Annotated in this window: 16 protein-coding genes; 7 read left to right on the forward strand and 9 right to left on the reverse strand. The window is 73.3% G+C overall.

The annotated features are described in order from the left end of the window. Together KM933_RS02645 and kbpA are read right to left on the reverse strand one after the other, a co-directional pair. Window positions 1-987 (reverse strand): serine/threonine-protein kinase (locus KM933_RS02645; protein ID WP_221348130.1); only part of this gene is annotated, 987 nt, incomplete at its 3' end. 450 nt (window positions 988-1,437) lie between these two features. Next, complete coding sequence (gene kbpA, locus KM933_RS02650; protein WP_221348131.1) at window positions 1,438-2,202, reverse strand: AfsK-binding protein KbpA; 765 nt, start codon at window positions 2,200-2,202, stop codon at window positions 1,438-1,440. 136 nt (window positions 2,203-2,338) lie between these two features. Here kbpA and KM933_RS02655 point away from each other — a divergent pair, with 136 nt between their 5' ends. Continuing rightward, window positions 2,339-2,986 (forward strand): TetR family transcriptional regulator, encoded by a 648-nt coding sequence (locus KM933_RS02655; protein WP_221348132.1) that lies wholly within the window; start codon window positions 2,339-2,341, stop codon window positions 2,984-2,986. 136 nt (window positions 2,987-3,122) lie between these two features. Here KM933_RS02655 and KM933_RS02660 read toward each other — a convergent pair whose 3' ends face one another. Together KM933_RS02660 and KM933_RS02665 are read right to left on the reverse strand one after the other, a co-directional pair. Continuing rightward, the gene (locus KM933_RS02660; protein ID WP_221348133.1) at window positions 3,123-3,722 is read right to left on the reverse strand and encodes a nitroreductase family deazaflavin-dependent oxidoreductase; all 600 of its coding nucleotides are present in this window, start codon (window positions 3,720-3,722) and stop codon (window positions 3,123-3,125) included. Further along, a complete protein-coding gene (locus tag KM933_RS02665) occupies window positions 3,719-4,930 on the reverse strand; it encodes an acyl-CoA dehydrogenase family protein (RefSeq protein WP_221348134.1) in 1,212 nt (403 codons plus the stop codon). The genes KM933_RS02660 and KM933_RS02665 overlap by 4 nt, the downstream gene beginning before the upstream one ends. Before the next feature lie 192 nt (window positions 4,931-5,122). Here KM933_RS02665 and KM933_RS02670 point away from each other — a divergent pair, with 192 nt between their 5' ends. After that, on the forward strand, window positions 5,123-6,271 hold the full coding sequence (locus KM933_RS02670) for a thiolase C-terminal domain-containing protein (protein WP_221348357.1): 1,149 nt from the start codon (window positions 5,123-5,125) through the stop codon (window positions 6,269-6,271). Between the two features lie 90 nt (window positions 6,272-6,361). Here KM933_RS02670 and KM933_RS02675 read toward each other — a convergent pair whose 3' ends face one another. Next, window positions 6,362-6,904 carry a GtrA domain-containing protein gene (locus KM933_RS02675; RefSeq protein ID WP_260332968.1) on the reverse strand — a complete coding sequence of 181 codons (543 nt, stop codon included), beginning with the start codon at window positions 6,902-6,904 and terminating at the stop codon, window positions 6,362-6,364. Window positions 6,905-7,225: 321 nt separating this feature from the next. Between KM933_RS02675 and KM933_RS02680 the strand changes: the two genes are divergently transcribed. Next, window positions 7,226-7,651, forward strand: a complete 426-nt coding sequence (locus tag KM933_RS02680) for a pyridoxamine 5'-phosphate oxidase family protein (RefSeq protein WP_221348135.1) — start codon at window positions 7,226-7,228, stop codon at window positions 7,649-7,651. Between the two features lie 27 nt (window positions 7,652-7,678). Continuing rightward, window positions 7,679-8,455, forward strand: a complete 777-nt coding sequence (locus KM933_RS02685) for a pyridoxine/pyridoxamine 5'-phosphate oxidase (protein WP_221348136.1) — start codon at window positions 7,679-7,681, stop codon at window positions 8,453-8,455. A 196-nt stretch (window positions 8,456-8,651) separates the two neighbouring features. On the opposite strand, the gene KM933_RS02690 is transcribed toward KM933_RS02685, so the two are convergent. The 4 genes from KM933_RS02690 to KM933_RS02705 all read right to left on the reverse strand — a co-directional run bounded on the left by KM933_RS02690 (window position 8,652) and on the right by KM933_RS02705 (window position 10,898). After that, entirely contained in the window at window positions 8,652-9,047 is a 396-nt protein-coding gene (locus tag KM933_RS02690; protein WP_221348137.1) for an Imm7 family immunity protein, read from the reverse strand. 362 nt (window positions 9,048-9,409) lie between these two features. Continuing rightward, window positions 9,410-10,012, reverse strand: coding sequence for a GNAT family N-acetyltransferase (locus tag KM933_RS02695; protein WP_221348138.1), 603 nt, complete (start codon window positions 10,010-10,012; stop codon window positions 9,410-9,412). An 8-nt stretch (window positions 10,013-10,020) separates the two neighbouring features. Further along, a complete protein-coding gene (locus KM933_RS02700) occupies window positions 10,021-10,449 on the reverse strand; it encodes a Zn-ribbon domain-containing OB-fold protein (RefSeq protein WP_221348139.1) in 429 nt (142 codons plus the stop codon). Then, window positions 10,449-10,898, reverse strand: coding sequence for a DoxX family protein (locus KM933_RS02705; protein ID WP_221348140.1), 450 nt, complete (start codon window positions 10,896-10,898; stop codon window positions 10,449-10,451). Before KM933_RS02705 ends, KM933_RS02700 begins: the two co-directional genes overlap by 1 nt. A 249-nt stretch (window positions 10,899-11,147) precedes the next feature. Here KM933_RS02705 and KM933_RS02710 point away from each other — a divergent pair, with 249 nt between their 5' ends. The 3 genes from KM933_RS02710 to KM933_RS02720 all read left to right on the forward strand — a co-directional run bounded on the left by KM933_RS02710 (window position 11,148) and on the right by KM933_RS02720 (window position 15,808). Continuing rightward, entirely contained in the window at window positions 11,148-12,401 is a 1,254-nt protein-coding gene (locus tag KM933_RS02710) for a flavin-containing monooxygenase (RefSeq protein WP_221348141.1), read from the forward strand. Window positions 12,402-12,636: 235 nt separating this feature from the next. Continuing rightward, the gene (locus KM933_RS02715; protein WP_221348142.1) at window positions 12,637-14,862 is read left to right on the forward strand and encodes an acetate--CoA ligase family protein; all 2,226 of its coding nucleotides are present in this window, start codon (window positions 12,637-12,639) and stop codon (window positions 14,860-14,862) included. Window positions 14,863-15,028: 166 nt separating this feature from the next. Continuing rightward, entirely contained in the window at window positions 15,029-15,808 is a 780-nt protein-coding gene (locus KM933_RS02720; RefSeq protein WP_308013230.1) for an enoyl-CoA hydratase/isomerase family protein, read from the forward strand. Window positions 15,809-15,837 lie beyond the last annotated feature (29 nt).

Below are 15,837 nucleotides of genomic sequence, written 5' to 3' on the forward strand. Positions count from 1 at the left end.
GGCGTGCGGCGGTGGGGCGTGCGGCGGCGGGGGCGGCACCACGGGCGCCCCGCGTCCGCCGCTGCGGCCGGACGACGGCTTCGGGGCGGGCCGGCCGCCGCGGCGCGCCTCGATCAGGCTCACGGCCCGCTCGGGCAGCCAGGCGGACGCCGTGCCGCTGTCGTCGGAACCGGAACCGAAGAGGTGCGGCGCCAGCTGGGCCTGGAGGTCGGCCGGATTGGGGCGGGCCGTCGCGTCCATCTGCATGCAGGACTCGATCAGCGGGCGCAGCTCGTCGGGGAGACCTTCGAGGTTCGGCCCCTCCCTGAGGAGCATGAACACGGTCTCGACGGGGTTCGCGCCGTGGTAGGGCGCGTGTCCGGTGGCGGCGAAGACGAGCATCGAGGCGAGCGAGAAGACGTCGCTCGCGCCGGTCACGCTGCGGGAGTCCTTCGCCTGCTCGGGTGACATGTAGGCGGGGGTGCCGACGGCGACGTTCGTCATCGTCAGACGGGTGTTCGACACTCCGGAGGCGATACCGAAGTCGATGACGCGCGGCCCGTCCTCGACGACGAGGACGTTCGACGGCTTCAGGTCGCGGTGGACGAGACCGGCCCCGTGGATGGACTGCAGCGCCTCGGCGACCCCGGCCGCGAGCCAGCGCACCGCCTGGGCGGGCAGCGGCCCGCACTCGGTCACTATCTCCTCGAGGGAGGGCGCGGGCACGTACGCGGTGGCCAGCCAGGGCACGGCCGCGCGCGCGTCGGCGTCGACCACGGCGGCGGTGTAGAAGCCGGACACGGCACGGGCCGCCTCGACCTCGCGCGAGAAGCGGACGCGGAACAGCTGGTCCTCGGCGAGCTCGGTCCTGACCGTCTTGATCGCCACCCGCCGGCCCGAGGCCGAACGCGCGAGATAGACCAGCCCCATGCCGCCCGCGCCCAGCCGTCCCAACACCTCGAACGGCCCGATCCGCCGCGGATCGTGCTGTGTCAGCTGATCCACCACTTGCCTGCCACCTCCCCGTACGCGGCCGCGCTTCCAGCCACCGCTCCTGCCGCAGCTCCAGCCACTGCGCAGCGTCTCACCACCGGACCGCTCCGGTGGCACGCACCCCGATTCTTCCTGGCCGAGGCCGCGGTGGCGAACCCGGGACCGATTCGGGATGTCTCCCATTATTACCGGGCAAAGGGGCTGGGTCTGCCTTGCTTTTCATCGTGGGCAGGTGCCTTTTCAGTGCCTTTCAGGGCATGTCGTACGGGTTTCGACGCTGGAGCATCGCCCGATCCCGTGGCGGAGAAACCCGAAAATCCGCGCCGGGGGCGGTTCGAGCCGGGCCCGTGCCCGGCTCGTGCCAGGCACGGCCTCGGCCCGTGCCGGGGACCACCGGGCTCCGGCCGGGCTCGGGTCCGGCCCGGATCGGGCCCCGGGTCGGCCCGGATCGGGCCCGGGGTCGGCTCAGGGTGCTTCCCGGCGTTGGAGCAGCGCGAAGGACGCCCCCTGGTCGTCGCTGACGACTGCCACGCGTCCGTACGACGCGTCGAAGGGCGGGGCCTGGATCCGGCCGCCGAGCCGTGTCACCGCGCTCAGCACGGCCTCGCAGTCCCCCACCCCGAAGTGCACGAGGAAGTGCGGCGGCATCTCGGCGGGGAAGACGTCGGTGACGGGGGCGCGCCCGAATTCCCGGGGGACGCCCGGCCCGAAGAGGGCGTCGTGGAAGAGGCCGGGGTAGAAGGCGTCGGCGGTCGCCGTGTCCCGCCCGTACAGCTCGACCCAGCTGAAGGTGCCCGTCCCGCGCCGCCCGCCGAAACCGGGATGCGTGCCGGCCTGCCAGAGCCCGAAGACCGCGCCCTCGGGATCGGCCGCGAGGGCACCGGTACCGTACGGGCCCACCGGCACGGGTGCCGTGACGATCTGGCCGCCCCCCTTCCGGATCCGGTCGGCCATGCCGTGGGCGTCCGGGGTGGCGAAGTGGACCGTCCACACGGTGGGCATGCGGCCGTCCCGCTTCGGCACGAGGGCCGCGACGGGCTCGCCGTCGAGACGCGCCCGTACGGCACCCGCGTACGGGCCGTCGGCGTCCCGGCCCTCGTCCCAGGGCTCGAAGGTCCAGCCGAAGAGCCCGCCGTAGAAACGCCTGCCCGCCTCGACGTCCGGAAGCTGGGCGTCGATCCAGCAGGGGACGCCCTCGGCGAACGCGGCAGAGCCTTCAGATCCAGCCATGCGGCCAAGCTAACGGCGATCCGCGCATCCCGCAGAGCGGGCGCCCTTTCCGGCCCCGTTCCGGCCCCGCGGGCCCGCGCACCCCATTTGCAGTCGGCCGAATAGCGCTCCGATCACCCCTCGGTAAGCTGACGGCATGACAGGACAAGTGCGTACCGTCGACGGTCGTGTGGCCGGTCGACGCGGGCAGGCGACGCGGCAGAAGCTGCTCGACTGCCTCAGCGAGATGCTCAGCTCCTCGCCCTACCGCGACGTCAAAGTCATCGACGTCGCGCGGAAGGCCGGCACTTCACCGGCTACCTTCTACCAGTACTTCCCGGACGTCGAGGGCGCCGTCCTGGAGATCGCCGAGCAAATGGCGGCGGAGGGAGCCGGGTTGACCGAGCTCCTCGCGGGACGCTCCTGGACCGGCAAGGCCGGCTGGCAGACCGCCCAGGAACTCGTCGACGGGTTCCTGGAGTTCTGGCGCAAAAACGATGCCATCCTCCGGGTCGTCGATCTGGGTGCCGCCGAGGGCGACAAACGCTTCTACAAGATCCGTATGAAGATCCTGAACTCCGTGAACAACTCCCTGACGGACACCGTCAAGGAGCTCCAGGCGAAGGGCAGGGTCGACAAGGAGGTCAACCCGGCGGCGATGGCGGGTTCCCTCGTCGCGATGCTGGCGGCGGTCGCCTCGCACCAGAAGGGCTTCCAGTCCTGGGGTGTGAAGCAGGCGGAACTCCGCCCGAACCTGGCGCTGTTGGTGCACCTGGGGGTGACGGGCAGGAAGCCGGCCAGGTAGTCCGCGGCGATCCGCGGCAGTTCGCACGGTCACCTGCACACGTCCTGTCACGCAGGCGGCGGTCCACTTCGGTGGGCCGCCGCCTGTCGCGCTTCCGGGGTGTTCCGCCGGTCGCGGCCGGCGGGGTCCTCGTCCGTCATCTCCGGACGATCCGGAACAGGCGGATCTCCCGGTCCACCCGTGACCGGTACGTCGCGTAGGGCGGCCAGAACTCCACCAGGGCCTTCCACACCGCGTCCCGTTCCGCGCCGTGCAGGAGCCGGGCGGTCACCGGGATGTCCCGGCCCTTCCAGTTGATCTCCGCGTCCGGATGCGCGAGCAGGTTGGCGGTCCAGGCGGGGTGGTGCGCACGCCCGAAGTTGGACCCGACGAGGATCCAGCCCGTCCCGCCGGCTGCCCCGTTCGCCGCCCCACTCGTCGCCCCACCCGCTGCCCCACCCGCGTTTTCCTCCGGCATGCAGGCGAGAGGGGTGCGTCTGGGCAGCCCGCTCCTCGCGCCCCGCGCGGTCAGGATGACGCCGGGCAGCATCTGGGCGCTGAGCAGCACCTTTCCTCGTGTGAGCCGGTGGACGGCACGGTCGACCGCCGGGACGACGTGGGGTGCGACCTTCGCGAAGCCGCGTGTCGAGGACAGCCTCTGGACCAGCCGGACCGGGAAGGGGTGGGGAGGCCGGGGACGGCGGGAGCGGCGGGGACGACGAGGGTGATGGGGGCGCCGGAAGGATGGTGTGGTCATCGGGTCGCGATCTCCTTGCCGTCGAACAGCCGGGCCTCCTGCGCCGCGTACGCCCGCAGCCGGTGCACCGGGCCGAAGAGCAGTTCGTCGCCCGCCGCCCGCTTGAAGTACAGCTGCGCCTCGTGCTCCCAGGTGAACCCGATCCCGCCGTGCAGCTGGACCGCCTCGGAGGCGGTGGTGCGCAGCGCCTCCAGGGCCTGCGCGAGTGCGAGCCCGCCGGCCCGCTCCCGGCCCTCGGCGGTCGCCCAGGCCGCGTAGTAGGCGGCGGACCGCGCGGCCTGGACCTGCACGTACAGGTCGGCCAGCCGGTGCTGCACCGCCTGGAAGGACCCGATCGCCCGTCCGAACTGCTCGCGCTGCTTGACGTACTCGACGGTCCGCTCCAGTACGCGGTCGGCGGCGCCGACTGCTTCCGCGGCGAGCACGGTGGCGGCGGAGTCCCCGACGGCGGTGAGGACGTCGACGGCGGCGGAGTCCCCGACGTCACCGATGTCGTCGCCCAGTGGTTCGGCAGCCGTGTCGCGTAGTTGCACCCTGCCCTGCGAGCGGGTCTCGTCGAGGGAGGTCTGCCGTACGCGTGTCGCCCCCTCGCGGGCGCGGACCAGGTAGAAGAGGGTGCGGGAGCGGGCGTAGCCCCCGGTGTGCGCGGGGACGACCAGCAGGTCCGCGCTGTGTCCGTCGAGCACCTGGTCGGCCTGCCCGTACAGCCGCCATCCCCCGTCGGCCCGGCGCGCCTGGATGCCGCCGGAGCGCCCGCCGCCCGCCCAGCCGGCGTGGTCGGCGCGGTTGTCGCCGGTCAGGCCGAGTGCGGTGGTCAGCGCGGCGCCCGGTACGGCGAGGGCTGCGGTGAGCTCGCCCGAGGCGATGCGGGGCAGCAGCTCGGCGCGCTGACCCTCGCTGCCGAGGGCGCGTACGACGGGTGCGCTCAGGACGGCCGTCGCCAGGAAGGGGGTGGGGGCGAGGGCCCGGCCCAGTTCCTCCGCGGCGAGGGCGAGCTCGGTGGCCGTGCACCCCGCTCCCCCGTACGCCTCGGGGAGGGCGAGCCCCGGCAGGCCGAGCCGCCGGGCGAGGGTGTCCCAGAGCCCGGGGTCGTGGCCGTCCGGGGTGCGTACGGCGGCCCTGACCTCGTCCGGGCCGCAGCGCGCCAGGAGCAGTTCACGGAGGGTGCGGCGGATCTCGTCCTGTTCCGCGGTGAAGGTGGCGTCCATCGGCGGGCTCCTCCCCGGGCCGGGTGTCCCGGCGGCCGGTTCCGTGATCTGACGGTTCGTCATGTTAGGGCGGTGGCCGGTGGATGCACAGGGTCGCGGCGCGGCGGGGCACCCGGATCTGATGTACCGTCAGATTCCATGACTCCCACTCGGAACGTCCGGAGCGTCCGGAGCGCCCGGAGCGCCCGGAGCGTGCTGTCGGGGAACCGCAAGGTGGCGGTGGTCGGTGTGGCTCTCGCCGACTGCGGGCGGCTGGACGAGGTCACGCCGTACGCGCTGCACGCCCAGGCCGCCCGCAGGGCGCTGGCCGACTCGGGCCTGGACCGGTCGGTCGTCGACGGGTTCGCCTCGGCGGGCCTCGGCACGCTGGCACCGGTCGAGGTGGCGGAGTACCTGGGGCTGCGTCCGACCTGGGTCGACTCGACCTCCGTCGGAGGATCGACGTGGGAGGTCATGGCGGCGCACGCGGCGGACGCGATCGCCGCGGGCCACGCGGACGTGGTGCTGCTGGTGTACGGGTCCACCGCCCGGGCGGACGTCAGGGCGGGGCGGCGTACGGGGAACCTGTCCTTCGGGGCGCGGGGGCCTCTGCAGTTCGAGGTGCCGTACGGGCACTCGCTGGTCGCCAAGTACGCGATGGCGGCGCGTCGCCACATGCACGAGTACGGCACGACACTGGAGCAGTTGGCGGCGGTGGCGGTGCGGACGCGGGCCAATGCGGCGCTCAACCCGGACGCGATGTTCCGCGAGCCGGTCACGGTCGACGACGTGCTGTCGGGCCCGATGATCGCGGACCCGTTCACCAAGCTGCACTGCTGTGTGCGGTCGGACGGCGGGGCGGCGGTGCTGCTGGCGGGCGAGGAGTACGTACGGGACTGCCGTACGCCTCCCGTGTGGGTCCTCGGCACCGGCGAGCACGTCTCGCACGCGTCGATGTCCGAGTGGCCCGACTTCACGGTGTCGCCGGCGGCGGTGAGCGGGCGGATCGCGTTCGGGCGGGCGGGGGTCGGGCCGGAGGAGATGGACCTGGCGGAGGTCTACGACGCCTTCACGTACATGACGCTGGTGACGCTGGAGGACCTCGGGTTCTGCGGGAAGGGGGAGGGGGGTGCGTTCGTGGAGGAGGGGCGGCTGCCGGTCAACACGGACGGGGGCGGGTTGTCGGCGCAGCATCCGGGGATGCGAGGGCTTTTTTTGGTGGTGGAGGCGGTGCGGCAGTTGCGGGGGGAGGGGGGTGCGCGGCAGGTCCGGCGGGGGGACGGGGGGCTGCCTTCGCTGGCGGTGGCGTCGGGGACGGGGGGATGGTTCTGTTCTTCGGCGACGGTGGTGCTGGGGCGGTAGGGGGTGTGGTTCTGTCTGCGGGTGCGGGTTGTTTGTGGCTGGTCGCGCGGTTCCCCGCGCCCCTGGGCAAGTCCCGGCAGGAGCCCCCCCTCACGCCCCCGCCGCCAGCACCAGCCCGGACCGCCCCGCCGTAACAGCGGCAACCCGCACCGGCGCGACAACCACCCGCTCGACCCCCCGCTCGGGCCCCCGCCCCTCCGCGAACACGAGCACCCGCAGCACCACGAACCGCCCGACCCCCGCCACCCCGGACGCCCCGAGGTAGACGACCTGCTCGGCCAGCACCCCCGGTGCGCCCTGCACCGCGTGCAGGGCGAGCACCGCGAGCGAGGTCACCGCGTAGGCGACCCCCGCCGACCCCGCCGACTGCCAGTGCCGCCGCCACCCGGCCCGCCGCCCCGTCCCGAACGTGAACATCGCGTGCAGCTCCGTGCACAGCACCGTAGACGCGACGGTGATCACCGCGTTCGCCACCACCCACGGCAGCACCCCCGCCAGCAGTGCCACCGCGCCGCTGGCCAGCACCCCGACCCCGCCGCCGCAGACCACGAACCGGACGAAGGAGGCGAACGGCCCGGGAGCGGTCCCGCCCGACGTCTCCGTCTCCGGCTCTGCCGCGAGCTGCGACTCCATGGGGTTTCCTTCCGGGGGAGGGGCTCTGAACCCCTGCGGTCAACTGGTTCCAACCTTGCCGTCGTTCGCCCGTCCGGACGAGAGAGACCGCACCCGGATCCATGGTGGTGCCAGCACCACCATCGACCTCCGCCATGCCCCCCTCGTGGCGTTCCCGGAATACACAACGGGACGGAGCACGCTGAAGAAACCCAGCAACCCGGAAACCGAGCCACCGAGCCACCGAGCCACCGAGCCACCGAGGAAGCAACCGAGGAAACGAGCGGAACGTCCACTGCCCGCCCCGCCCTGCACCGCACCGCACCCTCCGGAGGAATCCCCATGGCACTGACCCGTGAAGAGCGCGAGCAGTTCCTCGCCGAGCCGCACATCGCCGCGCTCGCCGTCGACGCCGGGGCCGGCCGCGCCCCGCTCACCGTGCCGATCTGGTACCAGTACGAACCCGGCGGCCTCGTCTGGATCCTGACCGGACGGGACTCCCGCAAGAACGAACTCATCAGCGCGGCGGGCAGGTTCTCCCTGATGGTGGAGCGGGTCGAGCCCACCATCCGGTACGTCTCCCTCGAAGGGCCCGTCGTCGGGTCGGCCCCCGCCACCCGCGAACAGCTCCATGAGATCTCGGCCCGCTACCTCCCGGCCGAGAAGGTGGAGGCGTACGTCGACTTCTCGTGGAAGGAGCACGGCGACACGGTGGTGATCCGGATGCGCCCCGAACGGTGGGTGTCGTCCGACCTCGGCTCGGTCTGAGGTCTGCCGGCGCGTGACAATCGGGGCATGAGCGCCGACGCCCCCATCCCGCCCGCCGACCCCGCCCCCTCCACCGGCTCCGCCCCGTCCACCGGGTTCGCGGCGCTGCTGCGGTCCCAGCGGGTCTGGGACACCGACCTGCCGGACTTCGACCCGGCCGCGGCCCCCGCGCGACCGCTGCCGCTCTTCGAGCAGTGGTTCGCCGGGGCCGTGGCCGCCGGGCAGACCGAACCGCACACGATGTCGCTGGCCACGGCGGACGCCGAGGGCCGGCCCGACGTGCGGACCGTGATGCTGCACGGCGCCGACGAGGAGGGCTGGCACTTCGCCTCGCACACGGGCAGCCGCAAGGGCCGGCACCTCGCGTCCCGCCCGTACGCGGCGCTCGGCTTCTACTGGCCCGCACAGGGCCGGCAGATCCGGGTGCGCGGACGGGTGGGCGTCGCCCCTCCCGAGGTCGCGCGAGCCGATCTGCGCGCCCGCTCGGCCGGCGCGCTCGCCTCCGCCCTCGTGGGCCGGCAGAGCGAGGTGCTGGAGTCGTACGAGGAGTTGCGGCGCGCCTCGGACGCGGCGTGGGACCGTGCCCGACGCGAACCGGACGCGGCCGTGCCGTCCTGGACGGTGTACGTGCTGGACCCGGACGAGGTCGAGTTCTTCCAGGGCGACGCACACCGACGGCACGTACGGCTCGCCTACCGCCGCACACCCGACCCGAACGGCGCAACCCACCCGGGCGACACAGCCGACCCGAACGACGCGACCGACCCGCGGCACGCCTGGCGCAGGGAGCTGCTCTGGCCCTGAGCGTGTCCGGCGGATCATGGATGTTCCGGTGTCCATGACCATGTGGTTGATGAGGGGCCGTGGTGGTCCGGCGAACGGGGAATGGCGCCGTCCCGGGTCTCATCCGCCTGGGTGCGGGCGCCGCGATGGACGGTGGGCGGTGGGCGGTGGGCCGACCCTCGGAGGGTAATCGGCACACTGATCCACCGACGGCACCTCAGCCCGTGAAGGGTTCCTCCACCGTCGGGATGTACGGCGACAGCGATGTCTCCGTGTGCTGCGTGACCCTGCCTCGAACGAGCCTCAGCACGCGTACCTCGTTCTCGCGGTCCGGTTCCTCGTCATCGAGAACGTGCAGGAGCCCATAGGAACCAGGGGCTACCACGGCAACATGCTCGAACAGTTCGACGACGTCAGGCGATGAGCGGTGATTGGAAGAGCCGCCGAGGTGGATGAACGGCTCGCCGTTCATCCATCTGAGGTCGAGCAAGTACGGGCTGTCCATCTGGGCGATGTCGTGGCGAAGCCCATCGACGATCTGCCGCAACCGGAACTCGTCGCCGTCACCGGATGCGGTCTCCCTGACCGTGATCCATCCGTGGTACTCGAACATCCCACGATCGTAGCGGGACGACCCGCTCCACCGTTCGGCCGCGGCATGATCCGCCGGACGTGCCCTGGGGCATCCCGTCGTCCACCTCCCACCGTTTCCCCTCCGCTACGTCTGGTCCAACACCGTGAAGACGGCCAGGCACAGGGTGAGGCTCGCGGCGAACGCGATGCCGCAGCGGGAGAGGGCCGTCGGCACCGCGGCTCCTTCCCAGCGGGCGCATCCTGCGGGCGGCCCGCGGGTTGGCCTCGTAGGCGCAGGTCCTCGGGAACCTGCGTGCCGAACGGAAACGGCGTTGTACGGCGTGCCGGGAGTCGGAGTGGTGGGGAGGCGGCAGCGCTACGGCAGCGGCAACAGCAGCAGCGCTACGGCACCGCGGGCTCGGGGTCCGTCGCCAGGCGTGCGTGCAGGTGCGTGTCCCGGAACGCGTCGAGGCGTCCCGTCTCGAACATCGCCCCGCGCAGCGTCCCCTCGTACGGGTATCCGCACCGCTCGGCGACCCGGCACGACGCCTCGTGGCCGAGCGCGTGACCCAGTTCCAGGCGGTGCAGGCCGAGTTCCCCGAAGGCCCACCGCGAGGCCAGGGCCAGCGCGCGGGTGGCCACCCGGCGGCCGCGCGCCTCGGGCAGCACCCAGTAGCCGACCCGGGCGACCCGCATGACGTGGTCGATGTCGTTGATGCCGACGTGCCCGAGCGGTACGCCCTTCCCCGCCTCGGTGACGCAGAAGGAGGTGCCCGCCGCCTCCTCGGCCGCCCTGACCCGCGCCCGCAGCGACTGCTGGGCGTCGGCCCGGGTCCCGATCGGCTTCAGCGGTGTGTTCCAGCGCTGGAACTCCGGGTCGGCGTAACCCCGCAGCCACGCCCGGACGTCCTCCTCGCTGTCCGCGTCCCAGGGGCGCAGCCACAACCCGTGGCCGTGGATCTCGGACAGGGGAAGGGCGTCGGAGGATTCGTACGGGTCGGTCATCGGGCCATTCAACAGCACGCGGAAACCGCCGGCCGGAACACGGGGACCATGACCGCGCCCTCGGCGCCGACCCCCCGGAAAGCCACCTCCAGCGCCATCCCCACCCGCAGCGCCCCCGCCTCGCAGTCCACCACCTCGGTCGCCATCCGCGGGCCCTCCGCCAGGTCGACGACGGCGGCGACGTACGGGGTGCGGGCCCCGAAGGGCGGCAGGTCGTTGCGGTGGACGACGGACCAGGTGTAGAGCGTGGCGCGGCCGCTCGCCCGTTCCCAGGTCACGGCCTCGCTCCAGCAGTGCGGGCAGAACTCGCGGGGGTAGTGGTGGGCGCGCCCGCACGCGCCGCACCGCCGCAGGAGCAGATGCCCGTCGGCGGCCGCGTCCCAGTAGGGGCGGGTGAAGGCGTCGGCCTCCGGTACGTCGGAGTGGTCGGCCGCCATCAGAAGAGCCCCAGCGCGCTGTCCAGGGACCACGTCTGCCAGGACATGCCGAAGAGGGCCACCAGGGAGATGAGCGCCATCATCGCGTTCTGCCCCTGCTCGGCCCAGTCGTGGATCATCAGTACGAGGTAGAGGAGGTTGAGGAGCAGACCGCAGGCCAGCGCGACCGGGGTCAGGAAGCCCAGGACGAGGCCGAGTCCGAGGGCGAGTTCCGCGTACACGACGACGTACGCCATCATGCGCGGCCGGGGCGCGACCACCGTGTCGAAGCCGCTGCGCACCGCGTTCCACCGGTGCCTGGCGGCGACGTCCGCCGCCCACGCGATCCCGGTGCCCCGCTCGAACCAGCCCTTCTTGTCCTTGTGCCGCCAGCTCTCCAGCCACCACAGCCCGAGACCGATCCGGAGCACGGCGACCCACTGCGCGCCGGTGAGCCAGATCGCGTCCATGGCCGCACGTCCTTTCCGGGACTCGGGACTCGGGACTCGGGACTCGGGACTCAATATCTGACGGTACGTCAGTTCAGCGCATCGGGTGCGGCTGCGCAAGGGGCCCGGCCACGGCCGTCCGCCGGCGTCGCGGGCGCATGTGACCTACGACACGAGACCCACGCACATCTCCCACAGCCGTGATCGATTCGCAACCGATTCCGGGCTTGACCGAGACCCATCAATGGAGGACGTGCATACGCTCGGCACATGGCCGACTCTCCCGATCCGACATCCCAGGCAGCCCCGAAGGAAACCGCGCCGACGGCGGCGCAGGCACCCGCCCCGCCGGCCGCGCCGCAGCAGGAACGCCCCGTGTACGTCATCGGGGGCGGGCCGGGCGGTCTCGCGGCGGCGTACGCGCTGCGCGCCCGGGGCGTACGGGCGGTCGTCCTGGAGAAGTCCGACCGCGTCGGGGCGTCCTGGCGGCGGCACTACGACCGGTTGCGGCTGCACACCACCCGGCGGCTCTCCGCGCTGCCCGGCCTCGCGATGCCGCGCTCGTTCGGACGGTGGGTGGCGCGCGACGACGTGGTGCGCTACCTGGAGAAGTACGCCGAGCACCACGAGCTGGAGATCGTCACGGGGGTCGAGGTCTCCCGCGTGGAGCCGTCCGCCGACGGCACCGGCTGGCTGCTGCGCGCCACCGGCGGGCGCGAGCTGACCGGCAGCGCGGTGGTCGTCGCCACCGGCTGCAACCACACGCCGCACGTGCCCGACTGGCCGGGCCGTGACGCGTACACGGGCGAGTTCCTGCACGCCGGCGAGTACCGCAACCCGGCCCCGTACGCCGGGAAGGACGTCCTCGTCGTCGGCGTGGGCAACACGGGTGCCGAGATCGCCGTGGACCTCGTCGAGGGCGGCGCCTCGCGCGTACGCCTCGCCGTGCGGACCGCACCGCACATCGTGCGCCGGTCGACGGCCGGGTGGGCGGCCCAGTACACCGGGATCCTCTGCCGGCGGCTGCCGTACGCGCTGGTGGACCGGATGGCGCGGCCGCTGGCCAAGCTCAGCGTCCCGGACCTCTCCGCGCAGGGGCTGCCGCGCCCCGGCACCGGGCTGTACTCGCGGGTGCGGGAGGGCGCCATCCCCGTGCAGGACGTCGGGCTCGTCGACGCCGTCCGCAAGGGCCGGGTCGAGGTCGTGTCCGCGGTCGAGGGCTTCGAGGACGGCAAGGTCGTCCTCGCGGACGGCGACCGCCTCGCCCCGGACGCCGTGATCGCCGCGACCGGTTACCGGCGCGCCCTGGAGGACGTCGTCGGCCACCTCGGCGTGCTCGACGGCCGCGGCCGCCCGGTCGTCCACGGCGCCCGCACACCGAAGAACGCCCCCGGCCTCTACTTCACCGGTTTCACCAACCCCATCAGCGGCATGTTCCGCGAACTGGCGCTCGACGCCCAGAAGATAGCGAAGGCGGTCGCGCGCGACGCCGGGCGGAGGCATCCGTCCCGCATCGCGCGCTGAGACGGCACGCGCGGCGTCCGCCGGGTGGTGCGGGGCCATCCCGTGCCGTGCGGTGCCGTGCGGGGCCATCCCGTGCGGGGCCATCCCGTGCGGTGCCGCGCCGTGCCGTAGGGGGCCGTGCGGTCATGTGTGGGTACCACGGGTTCTTTGCCTGCAGAACCGTTCCTGACTTGTTGTCAGTTCAGTAACCTGACAGTGCGTCAGTTACTGGCAGCCACAAGGAGCGGGCGGACCGATGCTTGGATCAACCCACGGCACCCTCACCACCGACTCCCGCCGGGCCCGCGCCATCGCCTGCGGCGGGCAACCGGCCCCCGCCGTGCACGGCAGACCCGCCGCCGACGACGACCTCGACGTCAGCGGCCGGCCGCTGTACGCCGGCGTACCCGATCTGGACCGCTTCTTCCGTCCCGGGGCGCTGGCCGTCGTGGGCGCCTCGGACGCCGAGGACCGCCCGAACGGCGGTGTCACCCGCCGGCTGCTGGCCTGGGCCGAGCGGGTCGGCGCGCGGCTGTACCCGGTGCACCCCACGCGCGCGTCCGTGTTCGGCACGCCCTGCGTCCCGTCGGTCGCGGACCTGCCCGAACAGGTCGACCTGGCCGTACTGCTGGTCTCCGACCCCCTTCCCGTCGTCGAGCAGCTCGCCGAGGCCAAGGTGCGGTTCGCGGTCGCCTTCGCCTCCGGGTTCGCCGAGACCGGGGCGGCGGGCGCCGCCGCGCAGGCCCGGCTGGCCGACGCCGTGCGGCGCTCCGGAATACGGCTGCTCGGCCCGAACACCAACCTCAACGCCTTCGAGGAGTTCCGCCAGGACCTGTCCGGACCGGCGATCGCGCTGGTCACCCAGTCGGGACACCAGGGCCGCCCGGTCTTCGCCCTCCAGGAGCTGGGCATCCGGCTCTCCCACTGGGCGCCCACCGGCAACGAGGCCGACCTGGAGAGCGCCGACTTCATCTCCTACTTCGCCGAGCAGCCCGAGGTGGGCGCCATCGCCTGCTACCTGGAGGGCCTGAAGGACGGCCGCTCCTTCCTCCTCGCCGCCGACCGGGCCGCCCGGCGCGGGGTCCCCGTCGTCGCGGTCAAGGTCGGCCGCACGGAGACGGGCGCCCGCACGGCCGCCTCCCACACCGGCAAGCTGACCGGCGCCGACGCGGTGGTGGACGCCGCGATGCGCCAGTACGGGGTCGTCCGCGTCGACGGCCTCGACGAACTCCAGGACACCGCGGCCCTGCTGGCCCGCGCCCGCCCGCCGTCCGCCGACGGGGTCGCCGTCTACTCGATCTCCGGCGGCACCGGCGCGCACTTCTCCGACCTGGCGGCCGGGGCGGGACTGCGGCTGCCGGTCCTCTCGGAGGCCAAGCAGGCCGAACTGCACCAGTGGATACCCGCGTACCTGGACGTCGCCAACCCCGTCGACAACGGCGGCCACCCCGTCGGGGACCGGCGCGGCCGGAAGATCATCGACGCGATCCTCGCCGATCCGGCCGTCGGGGTGCTGGTCTGTCCGATCACGGGGCCCTTCCCGCCCCTCAGCGACCGGCTCGCGCGGGACCTGGTGGACGCGGCGGAGCGGACGGACAAACTGGTGTGCGTGGTGTGGGGGTCGCCGGTCGGCACGGAGGCCGCGTACCGCGAGACCCTGCTCGGCTCGTCCCGCGTCGCGACCTTCCGCACCTTCGCGAACTGCGTCACGGCGGTCCGCGCCCACCTGGACCACGCCCGCTTCGCGGCCTCGTACCGCTCCCCCTTCGACGAGGCGCCGCGCACTCCGTCCCCCTCCTTCCGCAAGGCGCGGGCGCTGATGTCCCCGGGCGGCAGGCTCAGCGAGCACGCGGCGAAGCAGCTGCTGCGCGCGTACGGGATCCGCGTGCCGCGCGAGCAGCTGGTGACCAGCGCGGCCGCCGCCGTCCGGGCGGCCGGGCTGGTCGGGTACCCCGTCGTCATGAAGGCGTCCGGTGCGCGGCTGGCCCACAAGACCGAGCTGGGCCTGGTGCGGGTCGGCCTGACGTCGGCCAGCCAGGTGCGGGACACGTACCGGGAGCTGACCGACATCGCCCGGCACGAGGACCTGCCGCTCGACGGGGTGCTGGTGTGCCAGCGGGTGGAGCCGGGCGTCGAGATGGTCGTCGGTGTCACGCACGACGACCTCTTCGGTCCCACGGTGACGGTCGGGCTCGGCGGGGTGCTCGTCGAGGTCCTGCGGGACACGGCCGTACGGGTGCCGCCGTTCGGCGAGGAGCAGGCGCGCGCGATGCTCGGCGAGCTGCGGGGGCGGGCCCTGCTGGACGGCGTCCGCGGGCGGCCTCCGGCGGACCTGGACGCGCTGGTGGAGGTGGTCCTGCGGGTCCAGCGGATGGCCCTGGAGCTGGACGGGGACCTGTCCGAGCTGGACATCAACCCGCTGATGGTCCTGCCGCGCGGCCAGGGGGCGGTGGCGCTGGACGCGCTGGCGACATGCCGTTGAGTGATCGCGGGGCCCGGAGGGTGGGTGCGGATGCGTTGCCGGGCGCGGGTGAGTGGGGGCTGGTCGCGCAGTTCCCCGCGCCCCTTCGAGGGGCGCGGGGAACTGCGCGACCAGCCACGGCCGACCCGCACCCCGCAGCCGACCCCGCCCGGAACGGAGAGCCCCCGTGATCACCCACACCCTCACCCGTCACGTCTCCTGGATCACCCTCGACCGCCCCGAAGCCATGAACGCCCTCACCCCCGACCACCGCGACCACCTCGTCCGTCTCCTGGAGGAGGCGTCCGCCGACGCCGGCACCCGCGCCGTCGTCCTCACCGCCACCGGCCGCGGTTTCTGCGCCGGCGCGGACCTCCGCGGCGGCCCGCCCGCCGCGGACCGCGCCCCCGGAGACGTCGCCCGGCTCGTCCGGAACGGCGCCCAGCGCCTCATCGCCGCGGTCCTGGACTGCGAGAAACCGGTGATCTCGGCGGTGAACGGCACGGCGGCCGGTCTGGGCGCCCACCTCGCCTACGCCTGCGACCTGGTCCTCGCCGCGGAGTCGGCCCGGTTCATCGAGGTGTTCGTCCGCCGCGGCCTGGTCCCGGACGGCGGCGGCGCCCACCTCCTGCCCCGCCTGATCGGCCCGCAGCGGGCGAAGGAGCTGATGTTCTTCGGCGACCCCCTGACCGCCCAGGACGCGTACCGCCTCGGCCTGGTCAACCGGGTCGTACCCGACGGCGAACTGGAGAAGACCGCCCGCACCTGGGCCGAACGCCTCGCCACCGGTCCCACCCGCGCCCTCGCCCTCACCAAGCAGCTCGTGAACGCCTCCCTGGACGCCGACCGCGCCACCGCGTTCACCGCGGAGGCCGCCGCCCAGGAGATCAACATGACGACGGCGGACGCGACCGAGGGCGTGACGGCGTTCGTGGAACGGCGCAGCCCGCACTACGAGGGACGCTGACTCCGCCGATTCGGCTGCACGGCCGCACC

The sequence above is a fragment of the Streptomyces beigongshangae genome (assembly GCF_019710745.1).
Classification (GTDB): Bacteria; Actinomycetota; Actinomycetes; order Streptomycetales; family Streptomycetaceae; genus Streptomyces; species Streptomyces beigongshangae.

What these genes read in the sequence shown, in the direction of transcription:
- KM933_RS02665 (WP_221348134.1), bottom strand. Translation starts at nt 4,930, where the DNA reads ATGGACGCCACCTTCACCGCGGAACAGGACGAGATCCGCCGCACCCTC.
- KM933_RS02705 (WP_221348140.1), bottom strand. Translation starts at nt 10,898, where the DNA reads ATGGACGCGATCTGGCTCACCGGCGCGCAGTGGGTCGCCGTGCTCCGG.
- KM933_RS02690 (WP_221348137.1), bottom strand. Translation starts at nt 9,047, where the DNA reads ATGTTCGAGTACCACGGATGGATCACGGTCAGGGAGACCGCATCCGGT.
- KM933_RS02710 (WP_221348141.1), top strand. Translation starts at nt 11,148, where the DNA reads ATGGCCGACTCTCCCGATCCGACATCCCAGGCAGCCCCGAAGGAAACC.
- KM933_RS02655 (WP_221348132.1), top strand. Translation starts at nt 2,339, where the DNA reads ATGACAGGACAAGTGCGTACCGTCGACGGTCGTGTGGCCGGTCGACGC.
- KM933_RS02660 (WP_221348133.1), bottom strand. Translation starts at nt 3,722, where the DNA reads ATGACCACACCATCCTTCCGGCGCCCCCATCACCCTCGTCGTCCCCGC.
- kbpA (WP_221348131.1), bottom strand. Translation starts at nt 2,202, where the DNA reads ATGGCTGGATCTGAAGGCTCTGCCGCGTTCGCCGAGGGCGTCCCCTGC.
- KM933_RS02700 (WP_221348139.1), bottom strand. Translation starts at nt 10,449, where the DNA reads ATGGCGGCCGACCACTCCGACGTACCGGAGGCCGACGCCTTCACCCGC.
- KM933_RS02680 (WP_221348135.1), top strand. Translation starts at nt 7,226, where the DNA reads ATGGCACTGACCCGTGAAGAGCGCGAGCAGTTCCTCGCCGAGCCGCAC.
- KM933_RS02685 (WP_221348136.1), top strand. Translation starts at nt 7,679, where the DNA reads ATGAGCGCCGACGCCCCCATCCCGCCCGCCGACCCCGCCCCCTCCACC.
- KM933_RS02675 (WP_260332968.1), bottom strand. Translation starts at nt 6,904, where the DNA reads ATGGAGTCGCAGCTCGCGGCAGAGCCGGAGACGGAGACGTCGGGCGGG.
- KM933_RS02695 (WP_221348138.1), bottom strand. Translation starts at nt 10,012, where the DNA reads ATGACCGACCCGTACGAATCCTCCGACGCCCTTCCCCTGTCCGAGATC.
- KM933_RS02715 (WP_221348142.1), top strand. Translation starts at nt 12,637, where the DNA reads ATGCTTGGATCAACCCACGGCACCCTCACCACCGACTCCCGCCGGGCC.